General features: G+C 66.0%; 18 protein-coding genes. 8 read left to right on the plus strand and 10 right to left on the minus strand.

Going from position 1 to position 18910, the window contains the following annotated elements; translation table 11 throughout:
- From AC1DOP_RS26510 to AC1DOP_RS26540, 7 genes are all read right to left on the minus strand, one after another.
- The coding region (locus AC1DOP_RS26510; RefSeq protein WP_477254264.1) for an NAD-dependent epimerase/dehydratase family protein at positions 1-289 on the minus strand (289 nt) is incomplete at its 3' end.
- A gap of 18 nt (positions 290-307) precedes the next feature.
- On the minus strand, positions 308-1225 hold the full coding sequence (locus tag AC1DOP_RS26515) for a formyltransferase (RefSeq protein ID WP_442124505.1): 918 nt from the start codon (positions 1223-1225) through the stop codon (positions 308-310).
- A gap of 170 nt (positions 1226-1395) precedes the next feature.
- On the minus strand, positions 1396-2376 hold the full coding sequence (locus AC1DOP_RS26520) for a glycosyltransferase (protein ID WP_442124539.1): 981 nt from the start codon (positions 2374-2376) through the stop codon (positions 1396-1398).
- Between the two features lie 11 nt (positions 2377-2387).
- The gene (locus tag AC1DOP_RS26525; protein WP_477254266.1) at positions 2388-3527 is read right to left on the minus strand and encodes a DegT/DnrJ/EryC1/StrS family aminotransferase; all 1140 of its coding nucleotides are present in this window, start codon (positions 3525-3527) and stop codon (positions 2388-2390) included.
- A 72-nt stretch (positions 3528-3599) separates the two neighbouring features.
- The gene (locus tag AC1DOP_RS26530; protein ID WP_442124507.1) at positions 3600-3974 is read right to left on the minus strand and encodes an EamA family transporter; all 375 of its coding nucleotides are present in this window, start codon (positions 3972-3974) and stop codon (positions 3600-3602) included.
- Positions 3975-3990: 16 nt separating this feature from the next.
- Positions 3991-5670, minus strand: a complete 1680-nt coding sequence (locus AC1DOP_RS26535) for a glycosyltransferase family 39 protein (RefSeq protein WP_442124508.1) — start codon at positions 5668-5670, stop codon at positions 3991-3993.
- Complete coding sequence (locus AC1DOP_RS26540) at positions 5667-6038, minus strand: Mth938-like domain-containing protein (RefSeq protein ID WP_442124509.1); 372 nt, start codon at positions 6036-6038, stop codon at positions 5667-5669. Before AC1DOP_RS26540 ends, AC1DOP_RS26535 begins: the two co-directional genes overlap by 4 nt.
- 171 nt (positions 6039-6209) lie before the next feature.
- Between AC1DOP_RS26540 and AC1DOP_RS26545 the strand changes: the two genes are divergently transcribed.
- Complete coding sequence (locus tag AC1DOP_RS26545; protein ID WP_442124510.1) at positions 6210-7436, plus strand: pyridoxal phosphate-dependent aminotransferase; 1227 nt, start codon at positions 6210-6212, stop codon at positions 7434-7436.
- Positions 7437-7462: 26 nt separating this feature from the next.
- Entirely contained in the window at positions 7463-8782 is a 1320-nt protein-coding gene (locus AC1DOP_RS26550) for a homoserine dehydrogenase (protein ID WP_477254270.1), read from the plus strand.
- A 13-nt stretch (positions 8783-8795) separates the two neighbouring features.
- Here AC1DOP_RS26550 and AC1DOP_RS26555 read toward each other — a convergent pair whose 3' ends face one another.
- The 3 genes from AC1DOP_RS26555 to AC1DOP_RS26565 form a co-directional block, all read right to left on the minus strand.
- Positions 8796-8993: a hypothetical protein gene (locus AC1DOP_RS26555; protein ID WP_477254271.1), complete on the minus strand. Its 198-nt coding sequence runs from the start codon at positions 8991-8993 to the stop codon at positions 8796-8798.
- A 208-nt stretch (positions 8994-9201) separates the two neighbouring features.
- A complete protein-coding gene (locus AC1DOP_RS26560; RefSeq protein WP_477254272.1) occupies positions 9202-10710 on the minus strand; it encodes a sensor histidine kinase in 1509 nt (502 codons plus the stop codon).
- A gap of 3 nt (positions 10711-10713) precedes the next feature.
- On the minus strand, positions 10714-11403 hold the full coding sequence (locus AC1DOP_RS26565; RefSeq protein WP_442124514.1) for a response regulator: 690 nt from the start codon (positions 11401-11403) through the stop codon (positions 10714-10716).
- Between the two features lie 148 nt (positions 11404-11551).
- Between AC1DOP_RS26565 and AC1DOP_RS26570 the strand changes: the two genes are divergently transcribed.
- The 6 genes from AC1DOP_RS26570 to AC1DOP_RS26595 all read left to right on the plus strand — a co-directional run bounded on the left by AC1DOP_RS26570 (position 11552) and on the right by AC1DOP_RS26595 (position 18811).
- Positions 11552-12613 carry a porin gene (locus tag AC1DOP_RS26570; protein ID WP_477254275.1) on the plus strand — a complete coding sequence of 354 codons (1062 nt, stop codon included), beginning with the start codon at positions 11552-11554 and terminating at the stop codon, positions 12611-12613.
- 36 nt (positions 12614-12649) lie between these two features.
- Positions 12650-13621 carry a tripartite tricarboxylate transporter substrate binding protein gene (locus AC1DOP_RS26575; protein ID WP_442124516.1) on the plus strand — a complete coding sequence of 324 codons (972 nt, stop codon included), beginning with the start codon at positions 12650-12652 and terminating at the stop codon, positions 13619-13621.
- Positions 13622-13647: 26 nt separating this feature from the next.
- Positions 13648-14739, plus strand: a complete 1092-nt coding sequence (locus tag AC1DOP_RS26580; RefSeq protein ID WP_477254277.1) for an ABC transporter substrate-binding protein — start codon at positions 13648-13650, stop codon at positions 14737-14739.
- Between the two features lie 96 nt (positions 14740-14835).
- On the plus strand, positions 14836-16650 hold the full coding sequence (locus tag AC1DOP_RS26585) for an ABC transporter permease (RefSeq protein WP_477254279.1): 1815 nt from the start codon (positions 14836-14838) through the stop codon (positions 16648-16650).
- Between the two features lie 32 nt (positions 16651-16682).
- Positions 16683-17750 (plus strand): ABC transporter ATP-binding protein, encoded by a 1068-nt coding sequence (locus AC1DOP_RS26590; protein WP_477254281.1) that lies wholly within the window; start codon positions 16683-16685, stop codon positions 17748-17750.
- Positions 17738-18811 carry an AbrB family transcriptional regulator gene (locus tag AC1DOP_RS26595; protein WP_477254283.1) on the plus strand — a complete coding sequence of 358 codons (1074 nt, stop codon included), beginning with the start codon at positions 17738-17740 and terminating at the stop codon, positions 18809-18811. The genes AC1DOP_RS26590 and AC1DOP_RS26595 overlap by 13 nt, the downstream gene beginning before the upstream one ends.
- Positions 18812-18910 lie beyond the last annotated feature (99 nt).

Here is an 18910-nt window from a genome sequence, read left to right on the forward strand (position 1 = left end):
AAAAGTCGAGTTCGAACACGCGCAGCGGCTGCTGCACATAGGTCGAGGGCGTGGCGATGGCGACCAGCGGCAGGATCACGTCGCACTTCTTGACGTGGTACTCGACCCATTCCTTGTTGATCGTGATGTCGCCTTCGAAGAAGTGCATGCGCGGATGAGCGAGCAGCTCCGTGATGCGGTCGGTGCTCATGTCCATGCCGTAGACTTCCCAGTCGGTGGTCTCGAGGATGCGCTTGGACAGGTGGTGGCCGATGAAGCCGTTGACGCCGAGGATGAGGACTTTTTTCATGGTGTGTTTTGGTATGCGTTATTCGGCGGACAGTTGGGCCTTCAGTTCGGCCGGCGAGATGCGCAGGCCGTCGGCCAGCAGGCTATGGATGGCGATCGCGCGGCCGTCGCCGCAGACGCCGAGGATGGCATTATCCACTACCGCCAGCCCGGGCGGCAAACCCAAGGCCTGGATGTCGCCGCGGTAGGGGCGGGCGCGCTCGATCACGTAGCGGCGCGGGCCGACGTCCGTGAAGGCGCCGGGGTAGGGCGGGGCCACCGCGCGGTGCAGGTTATAGACCTGGCTGGCAGGCTGGGACCAGTCGATGCGGCCGTCTTCCGGCTTGCGGCCGCCGAAGTAGCCGCCCCTGGTCAGGTCGTTGGGCGTGCGCGGCGCGGTCCCGGCCAGCAGCTGCGGCAGCACATTGTAGAGCGCCAGCTCGGCCGCCACCGTCACCTTGCCGAACACCTCGAAGGCGGTATCGTCGGGCAGGATGGGCACGGCCTGCTGGGCCACGATGGCGCCGGCATCCGGCTTGACGGTCATCTCGTGCAGCGAAGCGCCGGTCTCGAGCGCGCCATGCAGCACCGCCCAGTTGGTCGGCGCGCGGCCGCGGTAGGCCGGCAGCAGCGAACCGTGCATATTGTAGGCCGGCGCCACGTCGAGGATGGCCTGCGGCAGCATGTGGCGGTAGTAGAAGCTGAACATCAGGTCCGGCCGGGCGGCTTTCACCCGTTCCAGCAGCTCCGGCGACTTCGCATCGTCCGGGGTGACGAAGGGAATGCCTTCGGTTTCGCACAGCGATTGCACGGACTCGAACCAGATGTTCTCGGTGGCGCTGTCCTGGTGGGTGACGACCAGGGCGACGTCGACGCCGCCGGCGAGCAGGACTTTCAGGCAGCGTACGCCGACGTTGTGGTAGGCGAAGACGACTGCGCGTTTTTGTGGGTTGTTCATGTCAGGAAGTCGATAGGTCGGATTAATTCATGGTCGTTCCCGCGAAAGCGGGAACCCATACTGAGCATCAGAATTCGGTCCATCTGCCGATCGAATTCTTGTTCGACTTCGGCGCCTCAGCATGGGGCCCCGCTTTCGCGGGGACGACGTATCTCATCTGCGACTGCTTTTCAGCGCACCACCTGCCGCTTCTCCAGCGCCTCCACCTCGGCCCCGGCCGGCATGCCCTGCAGGATGGTCTGCACCACATAGCGCGGCCGTGCGCGTACCTGCTGGTAGATCCGGCCGACGTACTCGCCCACCAGGCCGATGCCGAACAGGATCACGCCCATGAAGAAGAAGGCGATCGCGAACAGGGTGAACACGCCTTCGGCTTCGGCGCCGAGGACGAAGCGGCGGATCAGCAGGAACAGCACCAGCAGCGCCGACAGCAGCGACATCGTGATGCCCAGCATCGAGAAGAACTGCAGCGGCACCAGCGAGAAGCCGGTCATCAGGTCGAAGTTCAGGCGGATCAGGCTGTACAGCGAATACTTCGATTCGCCGGCCGCGCGTTCCTCGTGCTCGACCACGATCTCGGTCGGCTTGCGCGAGAATTTATAGGCCAGCGCAGGCACGAAGGTGTTCACTTCGGCGCACTGGTTGACCAGGTCAATCACGTTGCGGCCGTAGGCGCGCAGCATATTGCCCTGGTCCGTGATGTGGATGTTGGTGATCTTCTCGCGCAGGCGGTTCATCATCTTCGATGCCACCGTCCGCCAGGCAGAATCCTGGCGCTTGCGGCGGATCGAGCCGACGTAGTCGTAGCCCTCGCGCATCTTGGCCACCAGCTTGTGGATCTCTTCCGGCGGATTCTGCAGGTCGGCGTCGAGGGTGATGACGATCTCGCCGCGGGTCTGCTCGAAGCCGGCCAGGATCGCCATGTGCTGGCCGTAGTTGCCGTTGAAGAGGACCACGCGGGTCACGTCGGGACGCTGGCGGTACTGCTCGGCCAGGATCGACACCGAGTTGTCGCGGCTGCCGTCGTTGATGTAGATGATCTCGTAGGGCAGGCCCAGCTTGTCCATCGCCGGATACAGGCGCGCGAACAGGTTGGCCAGGCCGGCTTCCTCGTTATAGACCGGGATGACGATCGACAGCTCCGGTTTCACGGCAGCCAGCGTCATTTTGCCAGCACCGCTTTGACGGCCTTGACCGCGCGCTCGACGTCGGCGATGGTCATGGCGTTGAACATCGGCAGGGTCACGGTCAGGCGGCCGATCTTCTCGGACACCGGGAACATGCCTTCCTTGAAGCCGCGTTCGCGGTACATCGTGAACAGGTGGATCGGCGCGTAGTGGTAGCCGGTGCCGATATTGTGTTCCTTCTGCATGCGGGTCATGAACTCGGCGCGGGTGCCCGGGCCGTGGTCCGGCAGGATGATCTGGAACAGGTGCCAGTTGCTGCTGCCGAAGGCCTTGATCGGCAGCTGGGCGCCGTACTTTTCCTCGAAGTCGTCGCCGAAGCAGTCGAAGTAGTGCCGGGCCAGCGCCGCGCGATGGGCGGTCAGCTTGTCCAGGTTCTTCATCTGGCCCAGGCCGATGGTGGCCATGATGTCGCTCATGTTGTACTTGCCGCCGAGGACGTCGACGTCGATGCCGTCCACGCCGCTGCGGGTCACGCCCTGCAGGCGGTATTTCTCGGCCAGGCGCGCTTCCTCCAGATTGTTCAGCACCAGGCAGCCGCCTTCGCCGGTGGTGATGTTCTTGTTGGCCTGGAAGCTGAAGGAGACGAAGTCGCCGAAGGAACCGATGCGCTTGCCCTTCCACAGCGAGCCGATGGCCTGGGCGGCATCCTCGACCACGCGCAGCTTGTGCTTCGTCGCGATCTCGTACATGCGGTCCATGTCGACCGGCAGGCCGGACAGGTAGACCGGGATGATGGCGCGGGTACGCGGGGTGATCGCCGCTTCCAGCTTGTCGAGGTCGATGTTGCGGGTGACCGGATCGATGTCCGCGAATACCGGGGTGGCGCCGACTTCGATGATGACGTTGGCGGTGGCCGGCCAGGAGATCGGGGTGGTGATCACCTCGTCGCCCGGTCCAACGCCGGCGATGCGCAGCGCGATCTCCATGGTGCAGGTGCCGGAGTTGAAGGTGCGTACCGGGCGCCCGCCGAAATACTCGGACAGCTGCGCCTCGAAAGCCTGGTTCTTGGGACCGGTGGTGATCCAGCCGGAGCGCAGCACCTCGCCGACGGCGGTGATGGTGTCCTCGTCGATGGTGGGCCGGGAAAAGGGCAGGAAGGGCAGCTCGGCAGTCATGGGAAGCTCGATCGAATTGTTATTGGTAAAAATGCGGTTGTCATTCTATCAGTCGGATGAACCGGCCGATCCTCAGGAGCGCGCCAGCAGGGCGACGCCGACCATGATCACGGCAATGGCCAGCAGGCGCTGCGGCGAAATGGTCTCGCCCAGGAACATCCAGGCCCCGAGCGCCGCCACCACATAGCCCAGCGAGAGCATCGGGTAGGCGATGGTCACGTCGGTGCGCGACAGGCCCATGATCCACACCACCAGCGAGAGGGCGTAGCAGGCCAGGCCGGCCAGGATCGGCAACTGGGACGCGACCCGGATGAAGGTCTCGAAGGCGTTGCCCACCGTGAGGTGGATGGCGCCGCCCAGGGCGTTGGTGCCGGCCTTGAGCAGCACCTGGGCGCAGGCGTTCAGGAGCACGCCGGAAATGATGAAAGCGAAAGTGGTGAGGTTCATAGTTCAGAGGTGAGCATCACTGAGTGGCGATCACGGTGCGGCGCGCATCGGCGGCGACGATGCGCAGCGGTACGCCCTGGCGCTGCAGGTCGGCGGCGATCTCGGGACGGGTGATGGCGACGCTCCTGACACCGGCCGCCGCGTCGGCGCGCCATTGCTGCACGAAGGCCGGGATGGTCGGGATCGAGAGCTGCGGCTGCTGCTCGAGGCCGAAGGTGAATTCGTCCCAGTAGTCGACCAGGGTCACGGTGCGCTTGAGGTAGTAGGTCAGCGACTGTTCGTAGATGCCGACCGAGTAGACGCGGGTGGCCGGATCGGTGGCGCCGGCGGCCGCCAGGGCCGGCATCAGGTTGGTGCCGGCGCGTACCTTGCCGATCGGCTCGAAACCCGCCAGCAGCAGCTGGGTGCCGGCGAAACCGGCGATCGCCAGCACCAGCACGGTCAGGTCGCGCTGCATCTGGCGCGCGTACAGCATGGACAGGGCGCCGCCGATCAGCAGCACCAGGCCGGCCGCCAGCACCCATGGCTGGTAGGCCGCGTACAGCAGGTCCTCGCCCGGATGGCGCGCCAGGCGCAGCATGAAGGGCACGAAGCCGAGCAGGCCGGCGCCGAACAGGGCGGTCAGGGCAGCGGTCAGCATGCGGCTGCGGCGGGTGCCGACGTCCAGGTAGTTCGCGATCAGCATGGCCACCGCCGGGAACACCGGCACGATGTAGCCGGGCAGCTTGGAATTCGACTTTGTGAAGAACAGGATGATGAAGGCGGTCCAGACCAGCAGCATCAGGCGCGGCTTGAAGCGGGCCGGCGCGTCCTGGCCGCCTCTTTCTCCCCTTGCGCCCAGCACCAGGCCCTGCACCAGTACGCCGACCCAGGGCAGGCTGCCCACCGCCAGCAGGACGAAGAACACGTACCAGGCGGCTTCGCGGTGGTGTTCTTTCTTCAGGAAGCGGTCGAAGTGCTCGTGGATGAAGAAGAAGTGCGGCTGTTCCGGATTCTTCAGGCCGACCAGCACGAACCAGGGCGCGGCGATCAGGAAGAACAGCAGCAGGCCCTTGACCAGGTGCAGGCGGGTCCAGATCTTCCAGTCGCGCGAAAAGAGGGTGTAGAACACCAGCACGCCGCCCGGCAGTACCAGGCCGATCAGGCCCTTCGCCAGCACCGACAGGGCCATCCCGGCCCAGCACAGCAGCATCCAGTTGCGCTGCTCGCTCGGCGTGGCGTCGTCGCGCTGGGCCACCAGCAGGGCGCACAGGGCGATCGTCATCATGGCGGACAGGCTCATGTCGACCGAATTGACCTGGCTGCAGATCACCCAGTAGAGCGAGGAACCCAGCACCAGCGCGGCGTAGAAGCCGATGCGGGCGCCGAACACGCGCATGCCGGCATAGCCGGTCAGGCCGACGCCGAGCAGGCCGCACAGGCCGGTCCAGAGACGGGCCTGCCAGTCGCCGAGCCCGAAGACTTCGAAGGTCAGGGCGTTCATCCAGGTCTGCAGCGGCGGCTTTTCGAAATACTTGATGCCGTTCAGGCGGGTGGTGATCCAGTCGCCGCTGGCGAACATCTCGCGCGCCATTTCGGCGTAGCGCCCTTCATCGGGTGGCACCAGCGTACGCGCCCTCAGCACGCCGAGCAGTACGGCGGCGAAAGCGATGAACAGGGTCCAGACAAGGGTCTTGTTCTTGTGGAGTTCTTTCATTCGATGATCAACGCCAGCGTCACCTTGCGCCCTTCGCCCATCAGGATGTTATAGGTGCGGCAGGCGGCATGGCTGTCCATGCTTTCCACCCCCACGCGCTGGTTCGACAGGCTGGCGACCAGGCGCGGATGCACGAAGCGCTGGCGCTCGCCGGTACCCAGCACGACCACGTCGGGCTTGTCGGCGGCGATCTCTTCGAAATGTTCGGCGGTGAGGTCTTCGAACCGGGTCACGTTCCAGGGACGCGGCGGCGTCTCGGGCATCACCAGCACGCTGTAGTCGTAGCGCTTGGCATTGATTTCGACGCCGGACTGGTCGTAGCCGGTAACGGTCTGGTATTTTTCGGTATTACTGGAATGTAGCTTCATGTGAAAGCCGTGAGTGTGCGTGCCGTAAAAACAAACGATGCGCGGGAGCGCGCAAGCCGCATATTGTAATTGGTTTTTCCGCTACACCAGCGGCCGGGTTGATTAATCCTTCCTTATTGGGCAGAATGGGATTTTTCGCATTGCAACAAATTACATTGGCAGGGTGACATTTTGCGACCGATCCTGAAATCGAACAAGCTGGACGACGTTTGCTACGAAATCCGCGGCCCCGCGCTCGAAAAAGCGCGCCAGATGGAGGACGACGGCCACAAGATCATCAAACTGAACATCGGCAACCTGGCCGTATTCGGCTTCGACCCGCCGGACGAGATCGTGCAGGACATGATCCGGAATATGTCCGGCGCCGCCGGCTATACCGACTCGAAGGGCATGTTTGCGCCGCGCAAGGCCGTCATGCACTACACCCAGGAAAAGAACATTACCGGGGTGAAGATCGACGACATCTACCTGGGTAATGGCGCTTCCGAACTGATCGTGATGGCGATGCAGGGCCTGCTGAACAGCGGCGACGAAGTGCTGGTGCCGGCGCCCGACTATCCCTTGTGGACGGCGGCGGTCAGCCTGGCCGGCGGCAACCCGGTGCACTATATCTGCGACGAGCAGGCCGGCTGGATGCCGGACATTGCCGACATGCGCAAGAAGATCACGCCGAACACGCGCGCGATCGTCGTCATCAATCCGAACAACCCGACCGGCGCGCTGTATTCGCGCGACGTGCTGCTGGAAATCGTCGAGCTGGCGCGCCAGCACGGCCTGATCATCTACGCCGACGAGATCTACGACAAGACCCTCTACGACGGCGAAGAACACGTTTCGCTGGCCTCGCTGGCCGACGACGTGCTGTTCGTGACCCTGAACGGCCTGTCCAAGAACTACCGTTCCTGCGGCTACCGCGCCGGCTGGATGGTGGTGTCCGGCGAAAAACGCCATGCCAGGGATTACATCGAAGGCCTGAACATGCTGGCCTCGATGCGCCTGTGCGCCAACGCGCCGGGCCAGTACGCGATCCAGACCGCGCTCGGCGGCTACCAGAGCATCGCCGACCTGGTGGCCCCCGGCGGCCGCCTGGCGCGCCAGCGCGACCTCGCGCACAAACTCCTCACCGACATTCCGGGGGTGTCCTGCGTCAAGCCAAAAGCGGCGCTGTACATGTTCCCCCGCCTCGACCCCAAGATCTACCCGATCGCTGACGACCAGCAATTTATCTGCGAGCTGCTGTCCGAGGAAAAAGTCCTGCTGGTGCAAGGCACCGGCTTCAACTGGATCGCCCCGGATCACTTCCGGCTGGTGTTCCTGCCCAATTCCGACGACCTGACCGACGCGTGCGGCCGCATTGCGCGCTTCCTCGACGGCTACCGGCGCCGCTACGCGCGCTGAGAACGATAGAGTAGATAGAACAGTATATGAAACCCATCAAAGCAGGCTTGTTAGGCATCGGCACCGTCGGCGCCGGTACCTGGCACGTGCTCCAGCGTAACCAGGAAGAAATCCGCCGCCGCGCAGGCCGCGGCATCGAAGTGGCCATGGTGGCCGCCCGCAATCTCGATCGCGCCCGCCGTATCGTCGGCGAAGACGTCGAGGTGGTCGCCGACCCCTTCGCGGTCGTCAACAACCCCGAGATCGAGATCGTCGTCGAACTGATCGGCGGCTATGAACTGGCGCGCGAACTGGTGCTGCAGGCGATCGCCAACGGCAAGCATGTGGTGACCGCCAACAAGGCCCTGCTGGCCATGCACGGCAACGAGATCTTCGAGGCGGCCCATGCCAAGGGCGTGATGGTGGCCTTCGAGGCGGCCGTGGCCGGCGGCGTGCCGATCATCAAGGCCCTGCGCGAAGGCCTGTCCGCCAACCGCATCGAATCGGTGGCCGGCATCATCAACGGCACCACCAACTTCATCCTGTCCGAGATGCGCGACAAGGGCCTGGACTTCGACACCGTGCTGAAGCAGGCCCAGGAGCTGGGCTATGCGGAAGCCGACCCGACCTTCGACATCGAAGGCGTGGACGCGGCCCACAAGCTGACCATCATGGCCGCGATCGCCTTCGGCATCCCGATGCAGTTCGCCGGCAGCCACGTCGAGGGCATCAGCCAGCTGCAGGCGGTCGACATCCGCTATGCCGAACAGCTCGGCTACCGCATCAAGCTGCTGGGCATCACCCGCCGTACCGTGGTCGACGGCGCCGAGGGCATCGAGCTGCGCGTGCACCCGACCCTGATTCCGTCGACGCGCCTGATCGCCAACGTCGAAGGCGCGATGAACGCGGTGCTGGTGAAGGCCGACGCGGTCGGCACCACGCTCTACTACGGCAAGGGCGCCGGCGCCGAGCCGACCGCATCCGCCGTGATCGCTGACATGGTCGACGTGACCCGCCTGGCGACGGTGGATCCGTATTCGCGCGTGCCGCACCTGGCCTTCCATCCGGGCGAGCTGGCCGACCTGCCGATCCTGCCGATGGAAGAGATCCGCACCGCCTACTACCTGCGCGTCTATGTGCAGGACCAGCTGGGCGTGATGGCCGACCTGACCCGCATCCTGGCCGAAGCCGGCATCTCGATCGACGCCGTGCTGCAGAAGGAGCCGGGCGAGAAGGCCCGCACCGACATCGTCATCATCACGCACCAGACCCGCGAAAAATACGTCAACGCCGCGATCGAGAAGTTCGAGCAGCTGTCGACGGTGGTGGGCAAGGTGGTCCGCATCCGCCTCGAAACCCTGGGCTGAAAGGCTCAGCGCGTCAGTCCCGGCCCCTCGGCATGACTGGGGGGCGGCTCCAGCAGCTGAAGAAGTCGTCGGCGAATTCGTCGACGCAGCGGGGCGCTTCCTCCCGGCCCTCGAGCGGGGCCGTGGTGAGGGCGAGCAGTTCCTGCTCGATCTGGTCGAACAGCGCATCGGCGGCGCCGTACTCGTGGTAGAGGTGACGGGTCGTATCCATGCGCGCATTCTACCCGCGCTGCACTGCACAAAAAGCCCGTGCTTCAGGAAAGCTTGTGCTTGCTCAAATCCACCAAGTTTTGCCGTTTCGCATGCTTGGTTACGCGCAATATGCGTTGCTAAACAGCTCCTGTTTGGCGGCATTTGCCGCTACCTCAAGTCCAGTCTGGTAGTGCCTGCCATTCCCTTGCGAGAAACCCAGCCTTTCTTTAATGTAGAACAAGCTCGTCCGCGGGTGCGATTACCGGCGTGGCGGCGAACAGGACGCAGACTTTCAGGCCGCGGCCGCTGTCGGCGCGCTGCATGGCCAGCCTGGCGCCATGCAGGCCGGCGATGTCGCGTACGATCGCCAGGCCCAGCCCGGTGCCGCCGGGATTGATCTCCAGCGCCGCCTGGGCGCGGTAGAAGGGCATGAACACCTTGTCGTATTCGGCCTCGTCGATGCCCGGGCCGCTGTCCTGCACTTCCAGCAGCACGCCGTCCGCCACGCGGCGCACGCGCAGCAGCACGCTGCCGCCCGGCGGCGTGTAGCGGATCGCATTGTCGGCCAGGTTGGTCAGCAGTTCGTGCAGCAGCAGCTCCTGGCCCTGCACCGTGGTCCTTTCCTCGTCCTCGGCTTCGAGCGCCAGGTCGATGTTCTTCTGCACCGCCGGCAGGGCCAGTTCGAGGCCGACCTGCTGCGCCAGCGCCGCCAGCGAGACCGGGCGGTTGTCGGCGCCGCCGTTGCCGTGTTCGAGCCTGGCCAGGGTCAGCAGGCGGTTTGCAAGGTGGACCGTGGAATCGGTGGTGGCCGCCATCGAGCGCACGATCGCGCGCAGGGCGGCCGGGTCGTCTTCGCGCAGCGCCAGCTCGGCCTGGGTCTTGAGCACCGTGAGCGGGGTGCGCAGCTGGTGCGAGGCGTCGCCGATGAAGCGCCGCTGGCTGGCGATCAGGCTCTGCATGCGTGCCATGGTGCCGTTCATCGCCGCCACCAGCGGCCGCACTTCGCGGTGCACCAGCGAGGCGTCGACGTCCGACAGGTCGGACACCGCGCGCGTCTCGACCACCTGCTTCAGGCGCATCAGCGGCTGCAGCACCAGGCGCACCGCGAACCACACCAGCGTCGCCACCGCCAGCACCAGCAGGGCCTGGCGCAGCAGGGTGTTCAGGAGGATGCGGCGCGACAGCGCGCGGCGCGCGTCGAGGGTCTCGCCGACCTGGATCAGGGCGATGCCGCGCATCGAATCGTCGTACACCGGCTGCAGCAGGGCGGCGATGCGCAGCGGTTCGCCGTTGTATTCGGCGTGGTAGAAGCGCACTAGGGCCGGGTACAGTTCCGAACGCGGCACGTTCTTCGGCACCGGCGGCAGGTCGTCGTAGCCGGACACGGTCTCGCCGTGCAGGCCGCCGACCCGGTAGTAGATGCGGCCCAGGGTATCGGTCTCGAAGCTGTCCAGCGCCACGTAGGGCACGTCGGCCACCACCTTGCCGTCATGGACCGAGACCCGCTCGGCCAGCGCGCGCGTCGAGGCCAGCAGTGAGCGGTCGTAGGCCATGTCGGCGGCGTCCAGCGCGTCGCGGTAGAGCGAGACCGCGTTGATCGCCACCAGCGCCACCAGCGGCACGATCAGCCAGCGCAGCAGCTGGCTGCGCAGGCTGCCGAGCGGCGCCGCCGTGACGGGACGGCGGACCGCGCCGGCCAGCCGGCGGAACAGGGAAGGCAGCCGCGCGGCGTGCATCGCTCAGGCCGGCCGCTCTTGCAGCAGGTAGCCGATGCCGCGCAGGGTGACGATGGCGGCGCCGCCCTCGGGATGGCGGTCGAGCTTCTTGCGGATGCGGTGGATGTAGAGTTCGATGGCGTCGAGGTTGGCGTCGTCGTCGAGCGCGAACACGGCGTCGAACAGCTTTTCCTTCGACAGCGCGCAGCCGCTGCGCGCGATCAGCGTCTCCAGCAGCGCGTGCTCGCGCGGCGTCAGCTGCAGCGGCTCGCCGCAGTAGCTGAACATGCGCGCCACGGTATCGAAGCTGAGCTGCCCGCAGCGGTGCACCAGGGCTTCGTTGCCGACGCTGCGCCGCAGCAGGGCCTTGACCCGCGCTTCCAGTTCGGCCAGTTCGAAAGGCTTGGCCAGGTAGTCGTCGGCGCCCAGGTTCAGGCCCTGCACCCGTTCTTCCAGGCCGCCGCGCGCGGTCAGGATCAGCACCGGCGTGCGTGCGCGCTGGCCGCCGCGGGCGCGCAGGCGGCGCAGCACTTCCAGCCCGTCCATCTTCGGCAGGGTCAGGTCCAGGATCACCAGGGCGTAGTCCTGGGTATGGAGCAGGGCGTCGGCATCGGCGCCGGTGGTGGCGCATTCGACGCTGAGTTTGGCATCGCGCAGCGCCTTGGATACCCAATGGGACAGCTCGACGTGGTCTTCGACTAACAGGATTCGCATTTTTTTAGTGTAAGCCGAAACCGCCGGCCGCGGATAGTGGGCAGCTTTCAGCAGCTTTCGGCGACTGAAAGCTGATTGAAAGCTGGGCCCGCATATAGTTGGCTCCAACAAGTAGTTACAAAAAAGAATTTTTACAACCGGAGACACCATGAAGAAGTCGGCCCTCGCGCTCGCCGTCCTGGCAGCGTTTTCCCTGAACACCCAAGCCCAAGCCCAATCCAACGTCCAGGTCTATGGCCTGATGGACGCCGGCGTCGAGTACGTCACCAATGCCGGGCCGAATGGCAACAGCATGACCCGCGTGGTCTCGGGCGGCAAGAACACCTCGCGCTGGGGCTTCCGCGGCACCGAGGACCTGGGCGGCGGCCTGAAAGCCGTGTTCAACCTGGAGGGCGGCGTCCTGCTGGATACCGGCGCCCAGGATGGCACCCTGTTCAAGCGCCAGGCCAACGTCGGTCTGGAAGGCGGCTTCGGCCGCGTGGTGATCGGCCGTTCCTTCACCACGACCTACGACCTGGTGATCAAGTTCGACCCGCTCGGCTTCGCGCCCAACTATTCCTGGGCCACCAGCGGCAACGCCACCGGCCCGTCGAAGTACGGCATGACGACCGCGTTCGACAACCTGATCAAGTACACCGGCCACACCGGCGGCTTCACCTACGGCGCCACGATCGGCCTGGGCGAGCAGGCCAACAGCCAGGCGGACGGCCGCAAGTACGCGGTCGGCGGCTCCTGGTTCGGCGGCGGCTTTGGTGTGATGGCGTCCTATGAGCAGGTCAACGGCAACACCGTGGCCACCACCGGCAACCGCGACAAGACCACCGCCTACCACCTGGGCGCCGACTACAAGGCCGGCCAGTGGCGTTACGTGGCCGGCATGCGCGGCTACAAACTGGAGTCGGGCAAGGCCGCGACCCCGGACCTGCGCGGCGACACCTACTGGGGCGGCATCACCTACAACGTGCAGGCCTGGACCCTGACCGGCGCCGTCTACCACGTCAACACCAAGGAACTGCCGGCCGCCAAGGACGCCGACCCGACCATGCTGGTGGCGCGCGCGATGTACGCGCTGTCCAAGCGCACCGACCTGTACATGGTCGCCGCCCACGCCAAGGCCGACCACGGCCAGCTGGTGGGCCTGTCGCGCGACGATCCGGGCTTCGGTTCGACCCAGAACGGCTTCACGGCCGGCATCCAGCACCGCTTCTGATCGCCGCCGGCCATCCGCGCCAGTATCATGCGATTCATGAAGACACTCAGAATCCTGATCGCCGCGGCCATGGTTAACTCCCTGGCTGCGGCCGCCATCCCGGCAATTGCCGCCGATGCCGAATGCGTGGTGCCGTCCAAGCCGGGCGGCGCCATGGACATCACCTGCAAGCTGGCCCAGAAAGCCCTGCAGGCGAGACCGAACGCGCCGAAGCTGAAGCTGAGCTATATGCCGGGCGGGATCGGCGCGGTTGCCTGGCACACGATGGAATCGCAGCGCCGCGCGGAACCCGACACCCTGGTCGCGTTCTCGGGCGGCTCGCTGCTCAATCTTGCGCAAGGCAAGTTCGGCAAGGCCACCGCGAACGACGTGCGCTGGGTCGCCGCCCTCGGCGCCGACTACGGCATGATCGCGGTACGCGCCGATTCGCCCTACCACAAGCTGGGCGACCTGGTCGATGCCCTGAAGAGCGACCCGGCCAAGGTCCTGATCGGCATGTCCGGCACCATCGGCAGCCAGGACTGGATCAAGATGGCGCTGCTGGCGCGCCAGGCCGGGGTCGACCCCAGGCAGCTGCGCTTCGTCGCCCTGGAAGGCGGCGGCGAAGAGTTCACCGCGATGCAAGCCGACTACGTGCAGGTGATCTCAGGCGACACCTCCGAGGCCACGCTGTACGTCGACCCGCGCAAGATACGCGTGCTGGCGGTGCTGGCCGACCATCGCCTGCCGGGCGTGCTGTCCAAGGTGCCGACCGCGCGCGAGCAGGGCTACGACGTGGTCTGGCCCATCATCCGCGGCCTGTGGATGGGGCCGGGGGTCTCGGATGCCGATTACCGGCGCTGGGTCCAGGCTTTCGAGCACATCGAGACCGACCCCGGTTTCGCGAAGATGCGCGCGGAAGCGGGCCTGCATCCCTTCTCGCTGACCGGCGATGCGCTGAGCAACTATATCAAACAGGCTGTAGCCGACTATAACCGGCAGGCCAGGCAGTTCAACCTGGTCCGCTGAGCAGACCAATAAATCAAGGAGACGACATGCATTTCACCAAGACCCTCATCGCCGCCGCCGTAACCATGCTGGCGGCTCCGCTGGCCCTGGCCCAGGTGCCGGCCGGCTATCCCGCCAACTACCAGCAACTGGTCGACGGCGCCAAGAAGGAAGCCAAGCTGGTGATCTACGGCGCCACCGACAGCAAGGCCGCCCAGCCGCTGATCAAGGATTTCAATGCCCTCTACCCGGGCATCTCGGTCGAGTACAACGACATGAACTCGACCGAAGTGTACAACCGCTTCATCTCCGAGAACGCGGCCGGCGGCGACACCGCCGACGTGCTGTGGTCCTCGGCGATGGACCTGCAGATGAAGCTGGCCGCCGGCGGCTACGCGATGCCCTACAAATCGGTCGAAGCGTCCAAGATCCCGGGCTGGGCCGTGTGGAAAGACACCGCCTACGGCACCACCTTCGAGCCGGCCGCCTTCGTCTACAACAAGCGCCTGGTGAGCGAAGTGGAAGTCCCGCATACCCATGCCGAATTCGTGAGCCTCATCAGCAAGCCGAAGTTCCAGGACAAGGTCACCACCTACGACATCGAGAAGTCCGGTGTCGGCTTCATGTTCATGACCCAGGACGAGCATGACTTCCCGCAGTTCAAGCAGCTGGAGCAGGCTTTCGGCACCGCCAAGGTGCGCGTGCAGTCCTCGACCGGCACCATGCTCGAGCGTATCTCGTCGGGCGAGAACCTGATCGGCTACAACGTACTGGGCTCCTACGCCCTGGTGCGCGCCAAGACCGACCCCTCGCTGGGCGTGGTGCTGCCGAAGGACTACACCCTGGTGATTTCGCGCGTCCACTTCATCAACAAGGCCGCCAAGCACCCGAACGCCGCCAAGCTGTGGACCGACTACATCCTGTCGCAGCGCGGCCAGACCGTCATCGCCAACGGCTCCAAGCTGTATGCGATCCGTTCGGACGTCACCGGCGAGACCACGTCGAGCGACCTGATCAAGATGGTGGGCGAGAAGAACATCAAGCCGCTGCCGGTCAACCCGAGCGTGGCGGAATACCTGGATCCGGCGATCCGCATGGCCTTCCTGAAGGAGTGGAAAGCCACCGCCGGCAAGAAGTAAGTGTCGAAGGCGGGGCGCGGCTGCGCTCCGCCTGCCGGGCAGCGCCATGCGCACTGCTCTGTGTTACCGGTTTCACCCTCCCGATCGGATCTCATCATGCCTACCTTTTCCCTGCCGGGCGCACGCGCGAAGTCCGGCGCCGCGCATGACGCTGCGGCCGCCCGCAAGCCGCGCCTGAACTGGACCCGCGCCATCGTCGTCCTGCTCACCTGCCTGGCGATCTTCCTGCCGCTGTTCCTGGTGTTCTACCAGAGCGTACTGTCGGCACCTTTCTTCATGCCCGACAAGGTGCTCGGGCTGGACGCCTTCCGCTTCATCTTCGACGACAGCGATTTCTGGCTGGCCTTCAAGAACGGCATGCTGCTGGCCTCGGGCCTGGCCGCCATCGCCGTGCCGCTGGGCGGCATGCTGGCCTTCCTGATGGTGCGCACCGACCTGCCGGGCCGCAGCTGGATCGCGCCGGTGCTGCTGGTGCCGATCTTCGTGTCGCCGATGGTGATGGGCTTCGGCTATGTGGTGTCGATGGGACCGGTCGGTTTCTACACTACCTGGGTGCACCAGCTGCTGGGCGTCATTCCTTGGAACGTGTATTCCTTTCCCAGCATCGTCGTGATCGCCGGCCTGACCCACGTGCCGCACGTCTACCTGTATGCGTCGTCGGCACTGAAGAGCCTGGGCTCGGACGTCGAGGAAGCCGCGCGCGTCTCCGGCGCCTCGCCGTGGCAGGTGATGCTCAACGTCTCGCTGCCGATGATCATGCCGGCCCTGGCCTATGCCGGCGTGCTGGTGTTCTTCCTCGGCTTCGAGGTGTTCGGCCTGGTGCTGGTGCTGGGCGATCCGGAAGGCCACCTGGTGCTGGCCACCTACCTGTATAAGCTGACCAACAAGCTGGGTACCCCGTCCTACCACCTGATGGCGGCGGTGGCCGTGTGCCTGGTGGCGGTGACCATGCCACTGGTGATGCTGCAGCGCTGGCTGCTGAAGTCCGCCAACAAATACGTGTCGATCAAGGGCAAGGGCGCCCGCCAGAAGCCGCTCCCGCTGGGCAAATGGAAATGGGTGGCGCTGGCCGTGCTGGGCGCCTGGATCCTGGTCACCGTGGTGCTGCCGCTGTCCGGCATCGTGCTGCGTTCCTTCGTCCAGTACTGGGGCGAGGGCGTGAACCTGTCCGACGTGCTGACCCTGCAGCACTTCCGCGACATCTGGGAACAGCCGTCGCTGGTGCGCGGCATCGTCAACACCATCCTGATCGGCGTGATCGGCGGCGGCCTGGCCGTGCTGTGCTACACCGCGATCGCCCTGGCCATGCACCGCAAGCCGGATGGCGTGACCCGCCTGCTCGACTACAGCGTGCTGGTGCCGCGTGCGGTGCCGGGCCTGCTGGCCGGCCTGTCCTTCCTGTGGGTCTTCCTGTTCGTGCCGAGCTGGCTGGACGGCTTCCTGCACAACTTCGACAACGACGTGGCGCGCTGGCTGTCCGCACACTTCATCCCGCAACTGCGCCAGGTCCGCTCCACCATCTTCGCGCTGTGGCTGGCCTATTCGGTGGTGTGGCTGGCCTACGGCATGCGCCTGATCTCGACCTCGCTGCTGCAGGTGGGACCGGAACTGGAAGAGGCGGCCCGCGCGGCCGGCGCCAGCCGCGGCCGCGTCACCCGCGACGTCACCATCCCGCTGATCAAGTTCGGCATGCTGGGCGGCTGGCTGATGGTGTTCCTGATCTTCGAACGCGAATACTCGACCGGCGTGTACCTGCTCTCGCCGGGCACCGAAGTGATCGGCGCGATGCTGGTGTCGCTGTGGGCCGGCGGTTCGACCGACCTGGTGGCGGCGCTGTCCTTCATCAACATCACGCTCGTGGCCATCGGCCTGGGCATTGCGCTGCGCTTCGGCGTCAAGCTGCACAACTAAGCACCATGACTAACGAATTGCGAGACCTCACCATGAACGTTTTGACCGTCAACGACCTGCACCTCGACTACGGCAGCGGCGCCACCGCCAACCCGATCCTGAAAGGCGTGTCGATGCACCTGCAGCGCGGCGAAGTGGTGGCCCTGCTGGGCCCATCGGGCAGCGGCAAGACCACGCTGCTGCGCGCCGTCGCCGGCCTCGAGAGCCCGAAGTCGGGCACCATCGACATCGGCGAGCGCCGCGTCTTCGACGGCAGCAGGAAGCTGGAGCTGCCGGCCGAGGCGCGCAACCTGGGCCTGGTGTTCCAGTCCTATGCGCTGTGGCCGCACAAGACCGTGTTCGACAACGTCGCCTACGGCCTCAAGCTGCGCAGGACGCCGGCGCGCGAGATCGAGGCGACGGTGAATGAAGTGCTGTCCCAGCTCGGCCTCGGCCACCTGGGCGCGCGCTTCCCGCACCAGCTGTCCGGCGGCCAGCAGCAGCGCGTGGCGATCGCCCGCGCCCTGGTCTACAACCCGCCCGTGATCCTGCTGGACGAGCCGCTGTCGAACCTGGACGCCAAGCTGCGCGAAGAAGCGCGCGCCTTCCTGCGCGAGCTGATCGTGCGCCTGGGCCTGTCGGCCCTGATGGTGACCCACGACCAGGCCGAGGCGATGGCGATCTCGGACCGCATCCTGCTGCTCAACAACGGCAAGATCGAGCAGCAGGGCACGCCGCAATCGATGTACGAGTCGCCCGACACCCTGTTCACCGCCGAGTTCATGGGCAGTAACAACCGCCTGCCGGCGCGCGTGGTGTCGCGCAACGGCGAGGCGGCCCGCCTGCAGGTCGAAGGCATGGCGCTGAACGCCACCGCGCGCGGCGCCGGCAGCGAGGCCGCCGAGGCTGCGGCCCTGATCCGCGTCGAGGAAGTGCGCATCGGCCGCCAGCCGGTGGAGAACGGCATCCAGCTGCCGCTGTCGACCTGCATGTACCTGGGCGACCGCTGGGAGTGCCTGTTCAAGCAGGGCTCGTCCAGCGTGCGCGCCTATTCCAAGCACCGCATCGACCCGGGCCAGTACTGGCTCGAGATGCCGGCCGAGAAGCTGTGGGTGTTCTAAAAGGAACGCTGCGCACTTTCCTGCCAGCGCTGCTGCTGGCCTTCGGCGCAGCCGAAGCCTGCATCGCGCTCGACACCCCGCTGCCGTGGATGATCGGGCCGCTGTTCTCGACCGCGCTGGCCTGCATGCTGGGCGTCCGCCTCGGCGCCCCGGTGCAGGCGCGCGAGGCAGGGCAGTGGGCGATCGGCACCGCGCTCGGCCTCTACTTCAGCGCCCCGGTGCTGGCCGCGCTGGGCCGCAACCTGCCGTGGATCGCGCTGGCGGTGGTCTTCGCGATCTGCCTGGGCATGCTGGGAGGCGCCATGCTGCGCCGCCTGTCCGGCAGCGACGAAGCCACCGCCTTCTTCGCGATGGCGGTCGGCGGCGCCTCCGAGATGGCGGTGCAGGGCGAGCGCCACGGCGCCGTGGTCGAACGCGTGGCCGCCGCCCACAGCCTGCGCATCATGATGGTGGTCGGCACGATTCCCTTCGCGGTGCGCTGGTGGAGCAGCCATGGCTGGGGCGCGGGGCTGGACATGTTCGTGCCGCTCGCCGCCAGCGTCCACCTCGGCGGCCTGCTGGTGCTGATCGCGCTGACGTCGGCCGCCGCGCTGCTGCTCAAGCGCCTGCAGGTGCCGAACGCCTGGGTGATCGGCCCTCTGCTGGTGGCGCTGCTGCTGACCGCGGCCGGCATCCAGCTGTCGCGCCTGCCCGAATGGATGATCCGCGCCGGCCAGCTCTTCATCGGCGTCTCGCTGGGAACGCGCTTCACGCCGCGTTTCGTGCACACGGCGCCGCGCTACCTGGCCAGCGTGGCCCTGTGCACCGTCTGCACCATGCTGCTGGCCGCGATCTTCGCCCTGTGCGTGGCCGAGGTGACCGACCTGCATCCCGGCACCATGCTGCTGGCGACTTCGCCGGGCGGCATCGCCGAGATGTCGCTGACGGCGCGCGTACTGCACCTGGGCGTGCCGGTGGTGACGGCCTTCCACGTGTCGCGCATGGTGGTCGTGGTGCTGGCGATCGGACCGCTGTACCGGACCTGGGCGCGCTTGCGCGGGGCTTCCGCGAGTGGCGTATGACGCTGCTTTGTGTCGATGATGTTGCGTATTTTTGGTGGAATGGTATCGATTTGCGCGACTATATCTAGTGTTTGGCAACATCGTGTATTCAAGTCCGGT

It is taken from the genome of Massilia sp. 01N410 (genome assembly GCF_056399665.1).